Annotated in this window: 18 protein-coding genes and 2 tRNA genes; 10 read left to right on the forward strand and 10 right to left on the reverse strand. The window is 67.8% G+C overall.

All coding sequences use genetic code 11. The features are described from left to right. Nucleotides 1-23: 23 nt before the first annotated feature. Nucleotides 24-986, reverse strand: a complete 963-nt coding sequence (locus tag AB5L97_RS10665; protein WP_307959175.1) for a hypothetical protein — start codon at nucleotides 984-986, stop codon at nucleotides 24-26. Nucleotides 987-1,125: 139 nt separating this feature from the next. On the opposite strand from AB5L97_RS10665, the gene pepN reads away from it, so the two are divergent. The 4 genes from pepN (at nucleotide 1,126) to AB5L97_RS10685 (ending at nucleotide 5,395) form a co-directional block, all read left to right on the forward strand. After that, nucleotides 1,126-3,681, forward strand: coding sequence for an aminopeptidase N (pepN, locus tag AB5L97_RS10670; protein WP_307959176.1), 2,556 nt, complete (start codon nucleotides 1,126-1,128; stop codon nucleotides 3,679-3,681). Between the two features lie 11 nt (nucleotides 3,682-3,692). After that, the gene (locus AB5L97_RS10675) at nucleotides 3,693-4,157 is read left to right on the forward strand and encodes an OsmC family protein (RefSeq protein WP_307959177.1); all 465 of its coding nucleotides are present in this window, start codon (nucleotides 3,693-3,695) and stop codon (nucleotides 4,155-4,157) included. 79 nt (nucleotides 4,158-4,236) lie between these two features. After that, nucleotides 4,237-5,001: a mechanosensitive ion channel family protein gene (locus tag AB5L97_RS10680; RefSeq protein WP_369044688.1), complete on the forward strand. Its 765-nt coding sequence runs from the start codon at nucleotides 4,237-4,239 to the stop codon at nucleotides 4,999-5,001. Next, nucleotides 4,994-5,395, forward strand: coding sequence for a globin (locus tag AB5L97_RS10685; protein ID WP_307959179.1), 402 nt, complete (start codon nucleotides 4,994-4,996; stop codon nucleotides 5,393-5,395). The genes AB5L97_RS10680 and AB5L97_RS10685 overlap by 8 nt, the downstream gene beginning before the upstream one ends. Before the next feature lie 25 nt (nucleotides 5,396-5,420). On the opposite strand, the gene AB5L97_RS10690 is transcribed toward AB5L97_RS10685, so the two are convergent. Both AB5L97_RS10690 and AB5L97_RS10695 read right to left on the reverse strand, forming a co-directional pair. Next, entirely contained in the window at nucleotides 5,421-6,095 is a 675-nt protein-coding gene (locus AB5L97_RS10690) for a hypothetical protein (RefSeq protein WP_307959180.1), read from the reverse strand. Further along, nucleotides 6,092-6,604, reverse strand: coding sequence for an acyl-CoA thioesterase (locus tag AB5L97_RS10695; RefSeq protein WP_369044689.1), 513 nt, complete (start codon nucleotides 6,602-6,604; stop codon nucleotides 6,092-6,094). Before AB5L97_RS10695 ends, AB5L97_RS10690 begins: the two co-directional genes overlap by 4 nt. Nucleotides 6,605-6,686: 82 nt before the next feature. On the opposite strand from AB5L97_RS10695, the gene AB5L97_RS10700 reads away from it, so the two are divergent. After that, nucleotides 6,687-7,589, forward strand: coding sequence for an acyl-CoA thioesterase (locus tag AB5L97_RS10700; protein ID WP_307959182.1), 903 nt, complete (start codon nucleotides 6,687-6,689; stop codon nucleotides 7,587-7,589). 85 nt (nucleotides 7,590-7,674) lie between these two features. Here AB5L97_RS10700 and ettA read toward each other — a convergent pair whose 3' ends face one another. Both ettA and AB5L97_RS10710 read right to left on the reverse strand, forming a co-directional pair. Beyond that, the gene (gene ettA, locus AB5L97_RS10705; RefSeq protein WP_307959183.1) at nucleotides 7,675-9,357 is read right to left on the reverse strand and encodes an energy-dependent translational throttle protein EttA; all 1,683 of its coding nucleotides are present in this window, start codon (nucleotides 9,355-9,357) and stop codon (nucleotides 7,675-7,677) included. Nucleotides 9,358-9,462: 105 nt separating this feature from the next. Beyond that, nucleotides 9,463-10,080 carry a single-stranded DNA-binding protein gene (locus AB5L97_RS10710; RefSeq protein WP_307959184.1) on the reverse strand — a complete coding sequence of 206 codons (618 nt, stop codon included), beginning with the start codon at nucleotides 10,078-10,080 and terminating at the stop codon, nucleotides 9,463-9,465. A gap of 209 nt (nucleotides 10,081-10,289) precedes the next feature. Here AB5L97_RS10710 and AB5L97_RS10715 point away from each other — a divergent pair. Next, nucleotides 10,290-10,365: transfer RNA gene (locus AB5L97_RS10715), tRNA-Arg, on the forward strand. Nucleotides 10,366-10,428: 63 nt separating this feature from the next. On the opposite strand, the gene AB5L97_RS10720 is transcribed toward AB5L97_RS10715, so the two are convergent. Further along, the gene (locus tag AB5L97_RS10720; protein WP_369044690.1) at nucleotides 10,429-13,380 is read right to left on the reverse strand and encodes a glycoside hydrolase family 2 TIM barrel-domain containing protein; all 2,952 of its coding nucleotides are present in this window, start codon (nucleotides 13,378-13,380) and stop codon (nucleotides 10,429-10,431) included. Continuing rightward, a complete protein-coding gene (gene mptB / locus AB5L97_RS10725; RefSeq protein WP_369044691.1) occupies nucleotides 13,377-14,900 on the reverse strand; it encodes a polyprenol phosphomannose-dependent alpha 1,6 mannosyltransferase MptB in 1,524 nt (507 codons plus the stop codon). Before mptB (AB5L97_RS10725) ends, AB5L97_RS10720 begins: the two co-directional genes overlap by 4 nt. Before the next feature lie 222 nt (nucleotides 14,901-15,122). On the opposite strand from mptB (AB5L97_RS10725), the gene AB5L97_RS10730 reads away from it, so the two are divergent. Then, the gene (locus tag AB5L97_RS10730) at nucleotides 15,123-16,400 is read left to right on the forward strand and encodes a glycosyltransferase family 87 protein (protein WP_307957621.1); all 1,278 of its coding nucleotides are present in this window, start codon (nucleotides 15,123-15,125) and stop codon (nucleotides 16,398-16,400) included. A gap of 140 nt (nucleotides 16,401-16,540) precedes the next feature. Here the strand turns inward: AB5L97_RS10730 and mptB (AB5L97_RS10735) are convergent, their stop codons facing one another. Then, nucleotides 16,541-18,106, reverse strand: coding sequence for a polyprenol phosphomannose-dependent alpha 1,6 mannosyltransferase MptB (mptB, locus tag AB5L97_RS10735; RefSeq protein ID WP_369044692.1), 1,566 nt, complete (start codon nucleotides 18,104-18,106; stop codon nucleotides 16,541-16,543). A gap of 148 nt (nucleotides 18,107-18,254) precedes the next feature. On the opposite strand from mptB (AB5L97_RS10735), the gene orn reads away from it, so the two are divergent. From orn to def, 3 genes are all read left to right on the forward strand, one after another. Continuing rightward, nucleotides 18,255-18,866, forward strand: a complete 612-nt coding sequence (gene orn, locus AB5L97_RS10740; protein WP_374049266.1) for an oligoribonuclease — start codon at nucleotides 18,255-18,257, stop codon at nucleotides 18,864-18,866. Nucleotides 18,867-18,971: 105 nt separating this feature from the next. Further along, a tRNA-His gene (locus AB5L97_RS10745) sits at nucleotides 18,972-19,044 on the forward strand. Between the two features lie 110 nt (nucleotides 19,045-19,154). Next, the gene (gene def / locus AB5L97_RS10750) at nucleotides 19,155-19,802 is read left to right on the forward strand and encodes a peptide deformylase (RefSeq protein ID WP_423246782.1); all 648 of its coding nucleotides are present in this window, start codon (nucleotides 19,155-19,157) and stop codon (nucleotides 19,800-19,802) included. Nucleotides 19,803-19,923: 121 nt separating this feature from the next. On the opposite strand, the gene AB5L97_RS10755 is transcribed toward def, so the two are convergent. Both AB5L97_RS10755 and AB5L97_RS10760 read right to left on the reverse strand, forming a co-directional pair. After that, nucleotides 19,924-20,124 carry a hypothetical protein gene (locus AB5L97_RS10755; RefSeq protein WP_307957617.1) on the reverse strand — a complete coding sequence of 67 codons (201 nt, stop codon included), beginning with the start codon at nucleotides 20,122-20,124 and terminating at the stop codon, nucleotides 19,924-19,926. A 41-nt stretch (nucleotides 20,125-20,165) separates the two neighbouring features. Next, nucleotides 20,166-21,647 (reverse strand): glyceraldehyde-3-phosphate dehydrogenase, encoded by a 1,482-nt coding sequence (locus tag AB5L97_RS10760; RefSeq protein WP_369044693.1) that lies wholly within the window; start codon nucleotides 21,645-21,647, stop codon nucleotides 20,166-20,168. Nucleotide 21,648: the final 1 nt, after the last annotated feature.

Consider the following 21,648-nt stretch of genomic DNA (forward strand, 5'->3'; position numbering starts at 1 on the left):
CGCGGTAGGCACTGGGCTCCAGCCTACGCGCCGGCGGCCGCACGGAGCACGTCGACGACGCGACGTGCGGTGTCCCCGTCACGGCCCGAGAAGGTCAGTCGGCGGCCGTCGTCGAGGACCACTTCCACCGCCTCCCCACTCGCGGCCAGAATCGAGACGACCGGTCCCTTCCGCCGATAGCCCCAGCCCCCGAACCGGCGTGCAGCGACTGTCTCCGCGCCCGCGCGGAGCACACGGCCCGGGCTGAACCTCAGGACGGGCACGACGCCGGCCAGGAACACTGACACGGTCTCGGGACTCACCGCGACCCGCACCACGAGGGACCCTGCTGCGAGAAGCGCGGCAAGCGTCAAGGCCAGCGAGATCCACGGGGAGACGACGAGCAGGAGCAGCGAGACCGAGATCCCGATGATGCCCAGCATCACGAACACGGAGGAGCGCGCATGGGCCCAGTAGGAGAACGTCGAGGCCGCACGGTCGGGCTCGAGGACCTCCAGGAGTGCTTCCTGATCGCGCGGGCTCCACTGCTCGTCCGGCTTGAAGGCGAAGAGCATCACGACGGCGAACGCGACCGTCGCACCGGAACCCATCGCCAGGACGATCGGGTCGGGATGGGAATCGCGCGCGTCCCGGATCCCGTCCTGGCCGATGAGACCCGAGGCGAGCACCGTCGTGAGGAACATCGACATCCCCACTCCGCCTGCCATGAAGATCCGCCGGGAGATCGGCGGCCGTGAGAGGAGCGCTGCCTGTAGGCACAGCGCAGCCCCTACGACCGCGACAAGAACGGCGCCCCCGACCAGGTACCCGATGAACGGCACAAACGCCCGGCCGCCGTCGGCATCCCAGAGCCATGCGACGGGCTCGGGGACGCGTCCGCGGAAGGTCAGCGACGCGAGGCCGAACCCGATCGCGAGGAGGACGGGGTATCCGACGGCGAAGCGGAGCGCCTTCCGATCCCATCTCTTCTCAGAAACGTCGGACATAGCCACAACGCTACTTCACGTGATAGTCACAGTTCGCACACAGAGACGCTGGCTTGCAGCGGCACCGACATGAAACAATAACTTCAAAAGTGATTCCCGCCACGCGGATCACTGCACGCAGTACACGCTTGGAGGGCACATGCCAGGGACGAATCTCACCCGCTCGGAAGCCATCGAGAGGGCTGAGGCCATTCGGCACGTCGAGAGCTATCATGTCGAGCTCGACCTCACGCGCGGCGACCGCGTCTTCGGATCGCGCACCACGGTGCGCTTCTCAGCGGCGGAGGGCGCGGCGTCCTTCATCGATGCCATCACCGCCGAGGTGCGCTCGGTGACGCTCAACGGGACCTCGCTCGACACAGCGCGGGTCAGCGACGGTGTCCGCATCCAGCTCCCCTCCCTCCAGGCCGAGAATGAGCTCGTGGTCGATGCTGACGCGCTCTACATGAACACGGGCGAGGGCCTGCACCGGTTCGTCGACCCCGTGGACGGCGAGGTGTACCTCTACTCGCAGTTCGAGGTGCCCGACTCCCGCCGCATGTTCGCCGTCTTCGAGCAGCCCGACCTCAAGGCCCAGTTCCAGTTCACCGTGACGGCGCCGTCGCACTGGGAGGTCGTCTCCAACTCCCCCACGCCGGTGCCCGTCCGCGTGGCCGGCGAGGACGCGGCGTCCAGATGGGAGTTCGCACCGACGCCGCGGCTCTCGAGCTACATCACGGCGCTCATCGCCGGGCCCTACGAGAGCGTCACCGACTCGCTCGTGAACTCGGCCGGCAGGACCGTTCCTCTCGGGATCTTCGCGCGGAAGTCCCTCATCCAGTACCTCGACGCGCAGAACATCTTCGGGATCACGAAGGCCGGGTTCGCGTTCTACGAGCGCGAGTTCGGGTGCGAGTACCCGTTCGAGAAGTACGACCAGCTGTTCGTCCCGGAGTTCAACGCTGGCGCCATGGAGAATGCTGGCGCCGTGACAATCCTCGAGAGCTACGTGTTCCGGTCCAAGCCGACCCAGGCCACCGTGGAGCGCCGGGCCATCACGGTCCTGCACGAGCTCGCCCATATGTGGTTCGGGGACCTCGTGACGATGCGCTGGTGGAATGACCTGTGGCTCAACGAATCCTTCGCGGAGTTCATGTCCCACCTCGCCGCCGCCGAGGGCACCGACTTCCGCCACGCGTGGACGACATTCGCCTCCGTCGAGAAGTCCTGGGCCTACCGCCAGGACCAGCTTCCGACCACGCACCCGATCTTCGCCGACATCAGGGACCTTGCGGACGTCGAGGTCAACTTCGACGGCATTACCTACGCCAAGGGCGCCTCCGTGCTCAAGCAGCTAGTCGCGTGGGTGGGCCAGGAGCACTTCATGGAGGGCGTCCGCCGGTACTTCGCCAAGCACGCCTGGGGCAACACCGAGCTCGGCGACCTCATGGCCGAGCTCGAGGCCGCGAGCGGGCGCGACCTGACCGCGTGGGGAACGGCATGGCTCGAGACGGCGGGGGTCAACACGCTCTCCCCTGAGATCGAGACGGACGACGCCGGGCGGATCGTCCGCTTCGCCGTGCGCCAGAGTGCCGTCCCCGCCTTTCCGACGATCCGACCGCACCGGCTGGGGGTCGGCTTCTACGACCGCGACGCCACGGGTGCCCTGGCACGCACGCACCGCACCGAGCTCGACGTTCACGGCGAGGTGACCGAGGTGCCCGAGCTGGCCGGCCTCGCCCGGCCGGCGCTCATCCTCCTGAACGACGACGACCTCGCCTACGCCAAGGTGCGCCTCGATCCGGCTTCCCTCGCGACGGCAACGGCCAGCCTCAAGGACATCGCCGACAGCCTCCCCCGGGCGCTCGTCTGGGGTTCAGCCTGGGACGGCGCGCGAGACGCCGAGACTCCAGCGCGCGCCTACGTGGAGCTCGTGCTCTCCAACATCGGCGCAGAATCCGATGCCTCGGTGGTCCAGACGCTCCTGCGCCAGCTCGCGACAACGCTTGACTACTATGTAGCCGCCGGCGCCCAGTCCGAGGCCAAGCGCCGTGCGGCCGAGCGGCTCTGGGCCCTTGCACGCGAGGCCCATCCAGGCTCCGATTCCCAGCTGCAGTTCGTGAAGGCCTTCTCGGCCCTCGCGGCGACGGGGGACCATCTCGACGCCGTCGCGGGGCTGCTCGAGGGCTCACTGACCGTGCCCGGCCTCGAAGTGGATCAGGACCTCCGGTGGGAGCTCGTCGCGTCCCTTGCGGCAGGGGGCCGCGTCGACAGGGCCCGGATCGACGACGAGCTCGCCCGGGACAACACAGCGACCGGCCAATGCGCCGCGGCCCTCGCAACTGCCGCTCTGCCCACCGCGGAGGCCAAGGCGGAGGCGTGGGAGTCGATCGTGGTGCGGGGCACCCTGTCCAACGCGATCCAGCAGGCTGCCGTCAACGGGTTCGTTCGCACACACGACGCCGCTCTGCTCGCCCCCTATGCCGAGAAGTACTTCGCGGCCGTGCCGGGGATCGTCGCCGAGCGGACCCACGCCCTCGCCCAGCAGATCGTCGTCGGGCTCTACCCAGCCCAGCAGACGACACCCGCGACGCTCGAGGCCACCGACGCGTTCCTCGCGGCGCTCGGCGATGACCAGGCGGCCTTACGCCGCATGATGCTCGAGAACCGTGACGGGGTGGCCCGGGCCCTTCGCGCTCAGGCCGCGGACCGCTAGCCTGTGTGATCATGGCGATCGGCGAGCACCACTACAGCGTGAACGTGACGTGGACGGGCAATCGGGGCACCGGGACGTCGGGCGTCCGTGATTTCAGCCGTGACCACGACGTCGCACTCCCGTACCTTCCAGTCTTGCCCGGAACCGCCGACCCGGCGTTCCGCGGCACACGTGACCGGTACAACCCCGAGCAGCTGCTGCTGACCGCCCTGGCCCAGTGCCACATGCTCAGCTATCTGTTCGAGGCGGCCCGGGCAGGCGTCGTCGTGACCGGATACGCGGACGAGGCCAGCGGAACGCTGCACGTCCACGGTCACGCCGGGGAGTTCTCCGAGGTCACGCTGCGGCCCCGCGTCGAGCTCGCCGACGAGTCCCAGCGGGACCTCGCGGACAGGCTCCACGACGACGCCCACGCGACATGCTTCATTGCGCGCTCGGTGAACTTCCCCGTGCGGCACGAGCCGCGCGTGCCCTGAGCCCCCGGCAGCTCGATAGGGTGGGAGGGCCATCCGTCCCCAGACAAGGAGGCCCAAGACAGTGCCCTCTGCCCTGTCCATGTTCCTTTCAGTGATCCCGTCGAGCACGACGGCGCCCCCCGACCCGGCGCCGACAAGCGGCGCCTCGGGACCGGTACCGCTCACGTCAACAGAGCTGAACACCGCAGTGTCGACCCTCAACCAGACGCTCCTCCAGGTCGCCATCGTGATCGGCGTGGGCCTCGTTGTCTGGCTTACGGCGACCTTTGTCATCAGGCAGATCGTCAAGAGCGTCTTGGCCGGCCCCGTGCTCTCGGAGCGGCGCATCTTCAAGTGGGCGGCGCCGGCGCTTCGGGCTCTCGATTCCGAGCGCAGGGCACAGCGCGCCCGGACAATCGGGTCCCTGCTCAATTCCGTGGTCGCCGTGGTGATCACTACCATCGTGGTGATCTACGTGCTCAAGGCCCTGGGCGTCGACATCGCCCCGCTCCTCACGAGCGTCGGGATCCTCGGCGTCGCGATCGGCTTCGGCGCGCAGCAGCTCATCCGCGACTTCCTCGCCGGCATCTTCATCACGCTCGAAGACCAATACGGCATCGGTGACATCATCGAGACCGGAATGGGCGAGGTCACCGGCACCGTGGAATCCGTGGGCCTTCGGATCACGCGTGTGCGTGCTGACGACGGGGTCATCTGGTACCTGCGCAATGGCGAGATCCTGCGCCTGGGCAACCGTTCGCAGGGGTCCTATGTGCCGCCGGTGCAGGAAGCGCCTGCTCCCGAGGATTCCGGCGAGCCAGTCGTCGAAGAAACCAGCAACGGAGGTCAGCGGTCCAGTGAGTGAACCGACCAGCTCGGCGCAGAAGAGCTTCTACGAGCTCGTGGGAGGCCACGAGACCTTCGTCAAGCTCGTCGACGTCTTCTACGACGGCGTCGCGGACGACCCTCTCCTGCGCCCGATGTACCCCGAGGCAGACCTTGGCCCGGCCCGCCGCCGGCTCACCATGTTCCTCGAGCAGTACTGGGGCGGCCCCGGGACGTACAGCGCCGAGCGTGGGCATCCGCGGCTGCGCATGCGCCATGTGCCGTTCACGGTGAATCCCGCGGCGCGCGACCGCTGGCTGCACCACATGCGCAGCGGCGTCGACGCGCTCGGACTGCCGCCCGTGTATGAGGCCACGCTGTGGGACTACCTCGACCGGGCCGCCCACTCCCTCGTCAACTCGTTCGACGACTGAACATTCGACGACCGAGCAGTCAAAGCTAGAGGCGGGCGAGAACTGAGGGCCTCCTGCACAGGATGTGTCCGCGTCCCGACGAGAGCCTGACCCACGGACCGCACGTGAAGCGGAGAAGGTCCTCCCCCGCCGCCGCGAACCCGAGGACGTGCGCCGCGAACGCTGCGCCCAAGGGCACCCCCGGGCTCGATCCGAGGTCGCGGCCCCAGACGGCGGAGCGCACTCCGTGGACCATCGAGGCGCCCGGCCGGTCGGGGACGGTCCCGGCCACCTCGCCGATCCCGGCGGTGGCCTCCGTGAGAATGTCGTCGCCGCTGATCGCACCCTGAGGCTCCCACGGCCCCCGCGGCGGGCTCACCGCGGCCCAGGACGCCCGCACGTGCGTCGGCGGCAGCTCGAGCACGGTCCCCGTCTCGCCGAGCCGCGCGAGACGGTCGAAGACCGAGGCCATGGACACAATCGCATCCGCGTGCACCGGCTGGGCCAGCGCCATGGTTCTGAGGCCGAGGACCGTCGGCGTGGCCTCGCCAAGGATGCGCGGGCCGAGGACGCACACGTAGGCGGCGAGGACGCCCCCCACCGCCTGCAGGCGCACGGCACCGTCCTCGACCGCACGTGCCCGCAAAAGGAAGATCCGCAGATCAGCGACGGCTTGCGGATCCCCGAGATCGAGCGAACCGTCCAGGACTGGGGTGCTCATGGGCGCACACTCTCGATCGGGAGCGGGGGTCTGCGGCGGAACGGCACGTCCGGACCGGCAAACTCGGCGAATTCGGCGCGCATGGCGTCCGGAAGCCGAACTGGGCGGCCGGTCTCGCGGCTCACGAGCACCATAGAGGTCGAGCAGTTGGCACACGTGCTCCCGTCCTGCGGATCGACGACGGTGTAGCCGAGGTCGAAACTGGAACCGCCCACGCGGGTCACCCAGAGGTCAACGAACACAGGCTCACGCCGATACATGAGGGGCGCGAGGTACTCGATCTCGTGCCGCCCCACCAGGGTGAAGTTCGCCGCGGTCACGAGATCAGCAAGGGTCGCCGTGTTCTCGCTCCCGGCCTCCGGCGCTGGCGGTGCGGTCCTGAGGGGCGCGTGAATCCAGTGGACGCGGGCATCCTCGAGAAACTGCAGGAAGCGCACATTGTTCACATGGCCGTAGGAGTCGACGTCGCCGAAGCGCAGCTGAAGGGGAAACCGGTACGCGGAGGGCATAGATCCATCTTGCCACCACGGCGTCCCGGCCCCGTGCGGGTCACGTTGGCCGCACGGGCACCGGGCGTCTAGTCTCGGTCCCATGACATCACCCGTCCGGCCCGCGGGGCCCACCGGAACGCTGCTGACCCTCCTCGATCTCGACAATCTGGGCGGAGCGCGAACCGACAAGGACGTCTTCGTGGGCCCGAGCGAACGCCAGCCACGCCATCGGGTCTTCGGTGGCCAAGTGCTCGCCCAGAGCCTCATCGCCGCGTCGCGGACGGTCACGGAGGATCGGCCGGTGCATTCGATCCACGCATACTTCCTCCGGCCCGGCGATGCCGACAAGTCCATCACGTTCGGCGTCGAGAGACTCCGCGACGGACGCTCGTTCTCCGCGCGCCAGGTGCACGCGTATCAGGACGGCAACCCGATCCTGTCGATGATCGCGTCCTTCCAGGTCGAGTCGGAGGGAATCGAGCACCAGTCGACCATGCCGCAGGGCATCCCGGACCCGGAATCGCTCCCGAGCACCGCCGATCTCCTAGGGTCCATCGACCATCCCGTGGCCCAGTACTGGGCGTACGACCGCCCCTTCGACGTCCGGCACGTTGATCCCGCGATCTACGTCTCCGCCGCCAGCCCTCAGGTGGCACGGAACGCGGTCTGGATGAAGACCATCGAACCGATGCCCGACGACGATACCCTGCACCGGGCGGCGCTCGCCTTCGCGAGTGACTACACCGTGCTCGAACCCGTCCTTCGCCGCCACGGGCTGTCCTGGATCACACCCGGCATGAGCGTTGCGAGCCTGGATCACGCGATGTGGTGGCACCGGCCTGTACGGGTGGACGAGTGGCTCCTCTATGTCCAGGAGTCGCCGAGCGCGCAGGGTGCCCGCGCACTCGGCACGGGGAAGATCTTCAACCGCAGCGGCGTGCACGTCGCGAGCGTGGCGCAGGAGGGCATGATCCGGCTTCCGTACATGGAAGGCCCGGCCTGAGCAGGCCCGACTGAGACGCAAGGCCGGTCCCGACACGGGACCGGCCTTGCGTCTCCTGCGCAGGAGCGTCCGCCACTCTGGGCAGTCAGTCGCGCCTGAGCTTGCGGTGCGTCACGCGGTGCGGCTTCGCCGCGTCGGCCCCGAGACGCTCGACCTTGTTCTCCTCGTAGGATTCGAAGTTGCCTTCGAACCAGTACCAGTTGGCCTCGTCCTCATCGGTGCCCTCGTAGGCGAGGATGTGGGTCGCGACCCGGTCCAGGAACCAGCGGTCGTGCGAGACGACGACAGCACAGCCCGGGAATTCGAGCAGCGCGTTCTCGAGGCTTGAGAGCGTCTCGACATCGAGGTCGTTGGTGGGCTCGTCAAGGAGCAGGAGGTTGCCGCCCTGCTTGAGCGTCAGAGCCAGGTTGAGGCGGTTGCGCTCGCCGCCCGAGAGGACACCGGCCTTCTTCTGCTGGTCCGGGCCCTTGAAGCCGAACGCTGAGACATAGGCGCGCGAGGGCATCTCGACCTGGCCGACCTGGATGTGGTCGAGCCCGTCCGAGACGACCTCCCAGAGCGTCTTGTTGGGGTCGATGCCGCCGCGGGACTGGTCCACATAGGAGATCTTGACCGAGTCACCGATCCTGAGGTCGCCGCCGTCGAGTGGCTCGAGGCCCACGAGGGTCTTGAACAGAGTCGTCTTGCCGACGCCGTTCGGGCCGATCACTCCGACAATGCCGTTGCGCGGGAGCGAGAAGGAGAGCCCGTCGATCAGGACGCGGTCGCCGAAGCCCTTCTTGAGACCCTTGGCCTCGATGACAAGCTGGCCGAGGCGAGGGCCCGGCGGGATCTGGATCTCCTCGAAGTCGAGCTTGCGCGTGCGCTCGGCCTCCGCGGCCATCTCCTCGTACCGGGCGAGGCGGGCCTTGGACTTGGTCTGGCGGCCCTTGGCGTTCGAGCGGACCCAGTCGAGCTCCTCGGAGAGACGCTTGGCCATCTTGGCGTCCTTCTTGCCCTGGACTTCGAGGCGCGCACGCTTCTTCTCGAGATAGGTCGAGTAGTTGCCCTCGTACGGGTAGAGACGCCCACGGTCCACCTCACAGATCCACTCGGCAACGTGGTCGAGGAAGTAGCGATCGTGGGTCACGGCCAGCACTGCCCCGGGGTACGCGGAGAGGTGCTGCTCGAGCCAGAGGACGCTCTCGGCGTCGAGGTGGTTGGTCGGCTCGTCGAGCAGGAGCAGATCCGGCTTCTGCAGGAGCAGCTTGCACAGTGCCACACGACGGCGCTCGCCACCGGAGAGCACCTTGACGTCGGCGTCCGGTGGCGGGCAGCGCAGCGCGTCCATTGCCTGCTCGAGCTGGGAGTCGAGGTCCCATGCGTCTGCGGCGTCGATGGCCTCCTGGAGCTTGCCCATCTCCTCGAGCAGCGCGTCGTAGTCCGCGTCCGGGCTCGCCATCTCTTCGGAGATCTCGTTGAACCGCTGGATCTTCCCGTAGATCTCGCCAACGCCCTCCTGGACGTTGCCGAGGACGGTCTTCTCCTCGTTCAGCGGGGGCTCCTGGAGGAGGATGCCGACCGAATAGCCCGCCGAGAGCCGGGCCTCGCCATTGGAAGGCGTGTCGAGACCGGCCATGATCTTGAGGATGGTCGACTTGCCGGCACCGTTCGGACCCACGACACCGATCTTGGCGCCGGGGAAGAACGACATGCTCACGTCGTCGAGGATGACCTTGTCGCCCACAGCCTTGCGGGCCTTGGTCATGGTGTAGATGAATTCCGCCATGACCATCAATCTACTGGGTACCACGGACTATCACACATCCGTGCCAGACTCGGGGAAGGCCCCCGTGCTGTTGGAGCACGAGGCCTCCCCGGTCCCTGCAGCCGCTCACGCCGACAGAAGGCGCCCCTCGGGACCCATCACCTCCCCAGCCCTGTCGCTCTGAGCAGGCGGCTCCGCGCCCTCGTACGCGGCACCTGTCCCGTTCGGGCCGAGGAACTCGTGGTCCTCGCCGAAGTCCTCCGGCTCAGGACCGAAGAGTTCGTCGGGCCCCGGGTTGCCCGCGATCTCTCCGGTGGCCGGATCAACAGCCCCGATCCCCTCGACCTGAGTTGTGCTCCGCAGCGAGGGCCCGCGGTCTGCCTCGTCCCGGCGCCGGTTCCACCGCGCGATCCCGAGCGCGAGGTCGTGGCCGAGCGAAGTGGCCACCAGGTCTGCCTCCGTCCCGAAGGTGCCGTCCGTGCGCTGGAAGCTCCTGATCTGCAGCCGGCCCAGGACGATGATGCGCTGGCCCTTGTGGACGCTCTCGGCGACATTGTCCGCGATGTGGCCGTAGCACGCGACGTTGTACCAGCTCGTGTGCCCGTCCACCCACGACTGCCTCTCGCGGTCGAACCTCCGCTCGTTGACGGACATGCGGAACCTCGAATAGGGCGTGTTGTGCTTCGTGAGCCCCATGGTGGGCTCGGTGCCGACCCAGCCGCGCAGCGTGATCATGTCGTTCATCTCTCGACCTCCAGTCCGTGGCCGCCCCGACGGGGGGACCTGGATTCAGGGTGTCCCGCCCTGGAGCCGTGAAGAAGCACCGTCTGCCTGCATGTGGACAACTCGCCGAAGCTGCGTTTGTGGAGGACAACCCAACGGGGGCGTGCCGGTCGGTGCGTCCCGTCAGGTGCGACAGCCCGCCGCGCCGCAGGATAGAATTTCACAGGCCTGCCCCAGTAGCTCAGAGGATAGAGCAGGAGCCTTCTAATCTCTTGGTCGGGGGTTCGATTCCCTCCTGGGGCGCCAAATTCTCACCCCACCGGGGCTCGGCACGTTGAGGCCGGGCCCCGGTCTGGAGCCCGGGTCCGCTCAGCCAGCCTCCGCACTGAGTGCGACGGACAGCCGGAAGCGCTTGGCCTCGAGCCGATAGCGCGGCAGTTCGATGGGACCGCAGGCGCCTGTACCGATCCCGTGCTGCTCGTCGTCCAGATTCATCCACAGCCATCGCGGATCGGGCACCAGATCGGTGGGATGCGCCGCCGCGTCCAGCGCCTCGGTGGTCCAGGGGCGGACCGTGAGGATGAAGCACTCGCCGCTCACCGTCAGCCGGGAACCGCCGCCAGTCAGCTCCGCCTTCCTCACGCCGCGCCGTGCACCGTTCTCCTGCGGCCTCAGGCGGGGCGTCTGGAGGCTTGCGACATCGGAGGCGAACCGGCCCTCGCGCGCGGCGAGTGAAACATCGGGATACGCCTCGCCCGGGCCGAGCCCCACCCACGCGACCGCGTCGAGCTGGGATGGAATCCCCATCCGGACGCCGAGACGAGGAACAGGGACGGCCCATGAGCCCAGCGGCGAGCCGAACACGTCGAGCCGGAGCGCGCCGTCGTGCGCATGCCAGCGGTATTCGACCTCGTAGCCCACGTCGACCCCCGCGGGCATGACGTGTGCCACGACGCTCAGTGCGCGATCCTCGGACGTGACCGATACGGTGCGGTGGCGCAGCCGATCGAGTCCCAGCGCGCGCCAGTCTGCGGACGGCGGAGCGTCGCCCCGCTCGTCGTTGTCGGTGGGGGCGCGCCACAGGTCGAGCCGCGGCCCGCGGACGGCCAGTCCGGACAGCTCCACAAGCGTTCCGAAGGCATCGAAACGGCCCGGGCCGAGTTCCCACCCGCCATCGGTCTGCACGACCGCGCGAGAGTCGCCCGCGGGCCGCGCACGCCCCCGCGGGGGCTCCCCATGGTCGTCGAGCCGTGCCTGCCCCCAGGCCAACTCATGGCCGGCGGCAGCCCACGGCTCGTCCACCGCCAGATGCGCGCTCACAGTGACCCAGCGCTGCGGTCCCCCCGGGCCTGCGGCCGCAACGGGGGCGCCCGTGCGACCGGGAAATGGAACCCGAATGGCTTCCCCCGGCCCCAAATCCGGCACCGCGAGGGGACCCGAGGCAACAGGCTCCCCGTCGTCCTCTATCCTCCAGCGGAAGTCGATCCCCGACGTCGTGCGGTGTCCGAAGAGAGATGTCACCGTGACGCCGTCACGTGACGGTTCGATGCGCAAGGGTTCGTACGCCTTGGCGAGCTCAGCGAGGCCCGGGGAGGCCGTCCGGTCCGGGAAGAGGAGGCCATCCGCCACGAAGTTGCCGTCGTGCACCTCTTCGCCGAAGTCCCCGCCGTACGCGAAGAACTCCTCACCCTCGTAGGCCCCCGAGGCTGCCCGCTGGAGGATGCCGTGGTCGATCCACTCCCACACGAAACCACCCGCGAGGCGCGGATACGCCTCGAAGAGGTCCGCGTACTCCGCGAGGCCGCCCGGACCCGTGCCCATCGCGTGCGCGTACTCGCACAGGATGAAAGGCAGCGCGCGCCGTCGCCGGTCATGCTGGGGATCGCTGGTGGGAGGCTCTTCGCCACGGCCGATGAGCTCGGTCTCGGCATGGTCTGCGTACATCCGGGAGTACACGTCGACGTATGCGCTGTCCCAGTCGCCCTCATAGTGGATGAACCGGTCCGGATCGCGCGAGCGCGTCCACGCTGCCATCGCCTCGAGATTCGCCCCGCGCCCCGATTCGTTGCCGAGCGACCAGCCGATCACGCAGGGGTGGTTCTTGTCCCGCTCGACCGTGCGGCGCATGCGGTCGAGGAGCGCCTCGCGCCAAACCGGTTCGCTGCTGGGGTTCAGGCGCCACCCGATGCGCTCGAACCCGTGGGTCTCGAGGTCACATTCGTCAAGGACCCACAGGCCGTACTCGTCGCACAGTCTGAGGAAGCGCGCATCCGGCGGGTAGTGGCTCGTGCGGACGGCGTTGACGTTGTGCCGTTTCATGAGCTCGATGTCCGCTCGCATCGTAGCCTCGTCGAGGGTCCTGCCCGCCTTCGGGTGCCACTCGTGGCGGTTCACGCCGCGCAGCCGGAGAGGGACGCCGTTGGCCAGGAGGGTGGCATCGTCAATCGAGATCGTCCTGAACCCCACCGCGAGGTCCACCGTCTCGGCCCCCGTCGAGACCGTTCCGCGGTAGAGCCGCGGCACCTCAGCGCTCCAGGGTTCGACGTCAGAGACCACAAGCGATTCATTGGCCGGCACCTCGATGCCGAGCTCGGGAAGACGCACGACGGCGCCGGGCGGCGCTTCGACGAGCAGTCGCCCCGTGTGGGCTGCGGCATCGAAGTCCGCATGGACGAACACCTCGTCGATCCCGCCCGCGGGGCGGTTCAGGAGGCTCGCTGAGCGGAAGATCCCGGAGAGCCACCACATGTCCTGGTCCTCGAGATAGGAACCAGCGGACCACTGGAGCACGCGCACCGCGAGGACGTTGCCACGGGGAACGACGTATTCCGTCACGTCGAACTCGTGGGTGAGCCTGGACCCCATGGCGCCGCCGACCCGCGTGCCGTTGATGTAGACCTCGTACGCCGAATCGACGCCCTCGAACCGCACGAGCCACCGGCCGCCGTCGGGGGCGTCCGGGAGGTCCATCCGGCGGCGGTACTCCCCTACCGGGTTCTCGTCGGGGACGTCCGGCGGATCGATCGGGAACGGGTAGACCACGTTGGTGTAGGCGGGTCCCGAGTACCGCGGCAGCCCCGGCACGCCCTCGAGCTGCCAGCAGTGGGGGACGCGCACGAGGTCCCATGCGCTGTCGTCGAAGCCCGGCGCTTCGAACCCGTTGCCGCCATGCCTCGGAACCCGCGGCAGCAGGCGGAAGGCCCACTCGCCGTCGAGCGTCATCGACGCGGCATCGGTGTCGAGGTGGGCACGTGGGGGCAGCGAACCGTGCGCGGGTGCCACATCGGCGAACCAGGCCCGAACGGGGCCGGTGGGGGTCATGCCCCGCGCCGCGAGGGGATGAGCGGGGCGAACAGGATGCGCGTCTTCCAGTCCCAGAGCACCATGTACGCGACGAAGGCAACGCTCAGCACGATGGCCACCGAACGGACCACGACCAGCGGAATCCACTCGAACACGTCGAGCTGGTCCGTGAGTGCGATGACGGTGAAGAACACGGTCACCACGTAGTAGGCCAGCTGAGGCCGGCCCCCACTGACCCCGACGAGAGCGAACAATGCCATGAGCCACGTGATGTACCAGGGCTGGATCATCGGCGCCGTGACGACCACGGCCGTGAAGGCGAGCGCCATGCGCAGCATGACCTTCTCGGTTCCTCCCCGCACAATGAGCCACGCGGCGGCCACGACGCCGATGATCGTCCCGAGTCGCTTGATGATCGCGGCGACGAAGTCCGGGTCCCCGCCGGCGATCTGGGTCAGCCACCCCGCGACGACCGAGAGGAGCCCAAACGGCGCGTACCAGATCCACACCGTCCCCGGCGTGGCCATGGCCGGTACCCAGCCGAACCAGAAGCCCGAGACCGCCCCGGCGATCGTGAGTAGAGCCAGCGAGATCGCGGCCGTACCGGCCCACCGGGCAATCCGGCGCCCCCATCCGGCCCCCTTGCCCGCCCAGATGAGGCCGATGAACGGCAATGCTAGGACGGTGATCGGCTTGACGCCGATGGAGGCCGTCACGAGCACGACGGCGAGCACGGGCCGGCGCCGCACAGCTGCGAGAAGGCCCACGAGCAGCAGGCCGAGCATGAGGGCGTCGTTGTGGATGCTTGCGATGAAGTTGATGACGAAGAGGGGGTTCGCCACGGTGAGCCAGAGGGTCTTGGACGGATCCAGGCCGAAGTGCTTCGAGAGGCCGATCACCGCGACGGCGCACAGCACCACGCCCAGTGCCGCGACGATGCGGAACAGGAGGAAGGCGATTTCGAGGCTTCCACCGCTGAGCCCCACGATGCCCTGTTCGATCCACAGGAAGAGCGGCCCGTACGGCGTGGGCGCTTCGGTCCACATCGAGTCTGGACCGAGGTTGTGGTAGTTGTTCAGGGCCGAGATGCCGTTGACGTACGGATCGAGCCCGGCGGCCATGAGGCGCCCTTGGCCGATGTAGGCGTAAACGTCCCGGCTGAAGAGCGGGAACGTGAGCATGAGCGGGGCGCACCAGAGCGCGGCCACCCGCACTGTCACCTTCGGATCCACGGCGCCCCAGTCCTGGACGCGCTGGTCCAGACGGAGCCAGGCCCGCACGAGCAGCAGGCCGCCGAAAACGACGAGCGCGGTACTGAGGAACACGAGCACGGGATTATCGCGGAGGACGATGAAGAAGGGGACCCTGATGAGAGATGAGCCGCTAGCCATCCATCCCACGCCCAGTCCGCCGACGGCCATGCACAGCGAAGCGATCGCACCCTGCCAGACGGCGGTGCTGCCCGCGCCCGGAAGGGCAGCGATGGTCCGCGCCGCCGGGGGCACGCTCAGGCTGCCGCCTGCCGGAGGCTTGGGCATCAGGGTCCCTACTGTTTCCTGTTTCGCGAAGGGCCGAGAGGAGCATGCCCCGGCTGGGCAGCACCCCCGTCGGCATGACGTGTTCTCGATGCTATCAGGGCGGGAATCGTCCCCAGGGTGTGGGGGGCCGCGCTGGTAGACTGGCGGGCGGCCGCGAGCCCTACAGCGGCCCGTCGACCGACGCCGAGGAGAGAACCCATTTCCAGCCAGCCAGCCCGCCCGATGGACACGAGCCAGACCGGCCGGCCGCCGCGCCGATTCACCGCATGGCTCCTGACGCCCCGAGGCCTCCTGACCGGCTACCTCGCAGTTCACATCGGCTATCTCGCCTACCTCTCGATCTTCGTGTTCCAGGGCCAGGCTTTCAGCGACACCAATATCTACCGAGACTGGGCCGCCGCTGGGTTCCCCCAGAACGTCGAGCCGTCGCCCTGGGTGTATCCGATCGGGGGCCTCCTGCCGATCTGGATCTCCGGCCTCGCCGGCCCCGGCCCGTTCCTCATCCTGTGGGTGCTGCTCACCTCCCTGCTCAACGGCGTGGCCCTGGGCATCCTGAGTGGCTGGGGACGCAAGCCCGAGGGAGTCCGCGCGGCGTGGTGGTGGCTCGTGTTCATCGCCCTCATGGGCCTCCTCGGCTTTGCAAGAGTCGACGGCGTCACCGCGCCCATCGTCCTCATGGGCCTGAGTCTCGGAGTGGCGAGCCCGTTCGCGGCGTCCGCAATCCTCGCAGTGGCGACGTGGATGAAGGTCTGGCCGGCCGCCGCGCTGCTTCCCCTCTTCGCAGTTGTCCGGGACCGGTGGAAGGTCATCGTCGGCGCGGTGGCCGTCACCGCCGTCGTTGCCGCCGTCGCCGTCGCGCTCGGAGTCTTCCACCACCTGTTGGACTTCCTCACGACCCAGGGCTCGCGCGGCATGCAGCTCGAGGCGACGTTCACGACGCCATGGCTCTGGATGTCCGTTCTCGGCCTTGGCGGCGCCCGCATGTACATGAATACCGAGATCAACTCGATGCAGGTCGACGGACCCGGTTCGACCATCGCTTCAGCGCTCATGCAACCGCTTTTCGTTGTCGTCGCCGTCGCCATCGCCGGCACGATCTTCTGGGCGCTGCACGAGGGCAAGAAGCGCGGGCATGAAGACCGGTCCGAGCTGCTCCTCGCGGGGGCACTGGCGATGGTGAGCGCGTTCATCGTGTTCAACAAGGTCGGTTCGCCGCAGTTCATGGTCTGGCTCGGCCCAGTGGTCGCCCTCGGCCTGGCACAGGACCGCGCAGCATGGCGTGTCCCGGCGCGCCTGCTCATCGGCATCGCCGTGGCGACCTACTTCATCTACCCGCTCTTCTACGACGCCCTGAGCCACAACAGCGCGATCATGGCTTTCGTCCTGACCGTGCGGAATGTCCTGCTCGTGGTGCTTTTCGTGTGGTCGGCCATCCGCCTGGCACGGCTCGGCCGCAAGGGTGCCCCCGCGCACACCGTGGACCACGCCACGATCGACTGACTCCTCCGGCCCCCGCCGGGGGTCAGATCGTCGGACCTACCAACCGCCCACCCTGGGCTTCGGACGGTCCTTGGGTGGGGCTCTCCCGGCGGTGGCCGCCTGAGGCCCGGATCCTGTCAGCTACGACCGGGTTCCTTCAGTTACGAGCCGCGGGCCTCGATGCCACTGTGGCCGCCCTTCCGGGGCCGCTCGAAGATGATGCGGCGCGTCTTCGGGTCCAGCAGGACAAGGTAGGCCACGAAGGCCAATGCCACGAGGCCGGCGATGGCGTCGGCCGGCAGCGGTGTGTTCACGAACCCGAAGATGTGCAGTTGGTCCTGCGCCCCGAAGACCACGAAGAACACGACCGTCAGGTACCAGAGCTTGACCTGCCAGTTGTCCCTGATGCCGGTCACTGCAAGGAACGGGAAGAACCAGAGCACGTACCACGGCTGGATGATCGGTCCGAGGACCACGATCGCCGTGAAGGCGAGTCCGAGGCGGCGCACCACCTGACGGTCGTCGCCGCGCAGTATGAGCAGCACGGCGATGCCGATCCCGGCCCATTTCAGGGCGGTCCGGAACGCCTCTGCGATCGACCCGCCGTCGAGCCCTATCGCGGTCAGGAGTCCCGCGAGGATGTTGCTCGAAAAGCCCGAGGGCGTGTAGGCAATGAAGCCCGGCGTTGGATCGACGATGGCGTTGACCCATCCGAAACCGAGTCCGTAGGCGAGCGAACTCACGGCGAACAGCGCCAGACTGATGAGCCCGGTCCCAGCCCAGCACAGGAACCTCCGCGCCCAGGTGGCCCCCGGACCGGCCCACTGGAGCCCGATGAAGGGAAGCACGATCGCCGTGATGGGCTTGACGCCGATCGAGAGCGTTGTAAGGACAATTCCTGCGAGCCAATTGCCCTTCTCGGCGTAGTACACGCCGGCGACGGCGAGACCGATCATGAGCGCCTCGTTGTGGGCGCTCGCGATGCACGAGATCAGGAAGAGCGGGTTGGCCACCATGAGCCACACGGTGCGCGCGCCGTCGACCCCATGGAGTTGGGCGAGCCGGTATCCGTAATACGCACACAGGGCCGCGCCGGCGAGGGCGATCATGCGGAACATCAGGACGGACGAGTCCGGCTGGCCACCCGTGATCTGGACGACCCAGCGCTCGAGCCAGAGGAAGTATGGACCGTACGGCGTGCGCGTCGAGGCCCAGGAGGGGTCCGTGCCGAGCTCGAGCCAGTTGTTCAGGCTTGAGATGCCGTTCGTGTAGGGATTGAGCCCGGCGACCATGAGCCGCCCTTGGCCGCCGTAGGCGTAGACGTCACGCGAGTAGATCGGCACGGCGAACATGAGAGGGAGGCCCCACAGGAGGACTGCGAGGACCACGGGGCGGATGGCCCCCGGCCCCCACCGTCTCAGCCGCTGGCCGAGCCTGAGCCACGAGCGCGTCAAGAGCATCGCCCCGATGACGAGCGCAATGATGGAAGCGGTGACCCCCCACGTCTCCGTGCGCAGCGTGATGAAGAGCGGATTCCGCGTGAAGACCGATGCATCGGCGAGCCAGCCGACGCCGATCGAGCCGAACACGATCAGGAGGGACCCCACGAGGCCTTGGCCGAGCGCCCAGTGGGCTGGCTGGTTGACGCCCGCCGGAGGTACGGATGTCCACAGTGAACCGAGCCGCTCGAGGATCCTCCCGGGCAGGCCAGGGCGCTGTGAAGACATAGGTCACCCTTCGTTCAGTGTGGGAGAGCCTTATCTTAGCACCGGGGCAGGCCCCCGCCTCGGTGCCTGACTCCGGGCCCCGGTGGGCTCGCGGTAGTCTGGGCGAGTGCCCATCAGCAACGAAAACATTGTCTGGATCGACTGTGAGATGACCGGACTCGATCCGGTCGCCGATGCCCTCATCGAGGTTGCCGTGCTCGTCACAGATTCAGAGCTCAACATCCTCGGCGACGGGGTCGACGTCGTCATCAGGCCCAGCGACGAGGCGCTGGCCGGTATGGGCGATTTTGTGCGGACCATGCACACCGAGTCGAAGCTCCTCGACGAGCTGCCCCACGGGATGACCATGGAGGCCGCACAGGCCGAGGTCATGCAGTACATCCGTGCGTGGGTCAAGGAACCGAAGAAGGCCCAGCTCGGCGGCAACTCTGTCGGCACCGATCGCATCTTCCTCGCGCGTGACATGCCGGAGGTCATCGAGCACCTGCACTACCGGGTGATTGATGTCTCGACCATCAAGGAGCTCGCCCGCCGGTGGTACCCGCGCGCCTACTTCCAGTCGCCCGCGAAGACTGGAAACCATCGCGCACTCGGTGACATCCGCGATTCGATCGACGAGCTCCGGTACTACCGCGAGACGGTGTTCGTTCCGGAGCCCGGGCCTGAGTCCGTAGCGGCCCGCGAAGTGGCCGCGCGCATCTCCGCCGCTGCTTCGAACACCAACAGTTCATCCGAGGGCATGGACGACCAAGAAAATTAGCCCCCGGGGGGAGTTTTGGTCGTGAGCACCCCTCGCGAGCGGGTAGACTGTTTCTCGTTGCTTTCGCACCGGAGAACGCCTGAGCGTTTCCTGCGAAGGACGATGGTGGGTATAGCTCAGTTGGCAGAGCGTCTGGTTGTGGTCCAGAAGGTCGCGGGTTCGAGCCCCGTTACTCACCCCGAAAGAGGCCGGTACCACCGGCCAGGATAAGGCCGCCAGGGAATTCCCCGGCGGCCTTATCCTGTTCCCCGCAGTATTTGGTCCAGAACCGATGTCAGGAGTCGCGCTGTGGCTGTCCATCCCATCACGATCTGGGGCGAGCCCGTCCTGCACCGCCGGGCGGTCGAGGTCACCGAGTTCGACGACGCACTGCGCACGCTCATCGCCGACATGCACGAGACCAATGATGCCGCCCACGGAGTAGGGCTCGCAGCGCCCCAGATCGGGGTGGGCCGCCGCGTGTTCGTGTACAAGTTCGACAATGACGACAGCGTGCCGCCCCGCGGCGTCCTCGTGAATCCGCGTCTCACCCTGTCGAAGGTCCCCGGTACGGCGCCGGACCCGGAGGAGGACGAAGAGGGCTGCCTCTCGTTCCCCGGAGAGGGCTACCCGCTCAAGCGTGCTGAGTGGGTGAAGGTCGAGGGGTTCGACGGCGACGGACGGCCCGTCGAGTTTGTAGCGACCGGATGGTTCGGCCGAGTCATGCAGCACGAGTACGACCATCTGGACGGCAAGCTCTACGTGGACCGCCTCAATGACCGCTACGGGAAGAAGGCGCGCCGGGCAGCCCGCAAGCATGGATGGGGCGTTCCCGGGCTCACCTGGATGCCCGGCGTCGACCCGGACCCCTTCGGACACGACGACCATGACCATGACGGGCATGAGCACAACCACGAGCACAACCACAACCACGACCACGACCACGGCCCAGCCTGACGGGCCCGTGGGGCGCAGCGCCCAGCGCTAGCCCGTCCGCCTCAGGCCACCCACGACGAAGGGCGCCGCACCATGAGGTGCGGCGCCCTTCGTCATTGCCCGTGCTCTGACGGACCGGGTCCTACTGCTCGCGGGTCACGCGCAGGAGGTCCTCGTCCGCAGCCTGCTGGAGCTCCTCCAGCTGGGCGACCCGTTCAGGGGTGACGTCCCCTTTCGCGAGCCCTGCCTTGGCGTGGTCGACCAGGAGTTTCGCCTGCTTGGCATTGGCCTTGGCGACGTCGAGCGCGTGCTCGAGAGTGCTCTCATGCTCAGTAGCTTCCATAGGTGCATCTTGCCCCCGTGGCCTCCACGAATCCAGCGTTGCTACCGAGTCGTTGCCAAGCTGTACTCATCGGCTGCGGTCTGCACGGGGAACGACGGCGCGTGGTCGCCCGCCATGTCCTCGAGGACGCGCACCACCTGGGAGCTGTAGCCGAACTCGTTGTCGTACCAGACGTAGAGCACGAGGTTCTTGCCGCTCGAGATCGTCGCCAGCCCGTCCACGATGCCCGCGCGGCGCGACCCGACGAAGTCGCTGGAGACGACCTCGGGCGAGTCGATGTAGTCGATCTGCTTGCGCAGGTCGGAGTGCAGCGACATCTCGCGGAGGTAGGTGTTGACCTCTTCCTTCGTCGTCTCGTGCTCAAGGCTGAGGTTCAGAACGGCCATCGAGACGTCCGGGGTGGGGACGCGGATCGCGTTGCCCGTGAGCTTGCCGGCGAGCTCGGGGAGAGCCTTCGCAACAGCCTTGGCCGCACCCGTCTCCGTGATCACCATGTTGAGGCCCGCGGCACGGCCACGGCGGTCGCCCTTGTGGAAGTTGTCGATGAGGTTCTGGTCGTTCGTGAACGAGTGCACCGTCTCGACATGGCCGTGGACCACGCCGTACTTGTCGTTGATCGCCTTGAGGACCGGGGTGATCGCGTTCGTCGTGCAGGATGCCGCGGTCACGATCTTGTCGTCCGCGGTGACAGACGTGTGGTTGATGCCGTGCACGATGTTCGGCAGGCTGCCCTTGCCCGGAGCGGTGAGGAGCACACGGGCCACGCCCTTGCTCTGGAGATGCTGCGACAGGCCCTCCTCGTCGCGCCAGCGGCCGGTGTTGTCGACGACGATCGCGTCGTTGATGCCGTACGCGGTGTAGTCGATGGTCGCCGGGCTGTCCGAGTAGATGACCTGGATGAGGGTGCCGTTGGCGAGGATCGTGTTCTTCTCCTCGTCGACCGTGATGGTGCCCTCGAAGGCACCGTGCACGGAGTCCCGGCGGAGCAGGCTTGCGCGCTTGACGAGGTCCCTGTCCGAGCCCTTGCGCACCACGATGGCGCGGAGGCGCAGTCCGTCGCCGCCGCCCGCGTGCTCGATGAGGATACGGGCCAGGAGACGGCCGATCCGCCCGAAGCCGTACAGCACCACGTCGGTGCTCCGGCGCGGGTCAGCGCCGTGCTTGCTGACGATCTCGGCGAGCTCGGAGCGGAGGAAGTCCTCGAGGGGAAGCGACTGGCCCTTGGCGCGGAACGCCTCGTTGAGACGCGCGATGTCGATGGACGCCGCGCCGAGCTCGAGGGTGTCGAGTGCCCTGACGATCGGGAGGGTCTCCTCGAGGGCCAGCTCTTCGCTGTCGATCTGGCGGGCCCAGCGGTGGGCCTTGAGGATGCCCACCACGGACTGATTGATGAGGCTGCGGCCGTGGACCGAGGTCACTACGTTGTTCTGGCGGTAGAGGCGCCCGATGATCGGGATCATCTCCTCCGCGGCGGCCTCGCGTCCAATCCAGGTGCCGAGGGCGGATTCCGTCGTTGTGCTCACA

Origin of the sequence: Sinomonas sp. P10A9 (assembly GCF_041022165.1) — a bacterium.
GTDB classification, from domain to species: domain Bacteria; phylum Actinomycetota; class Actinomycetes; order Actinomycetales; family Micrococcaceae; genus Sinomonas; species Sinomonas puerhi.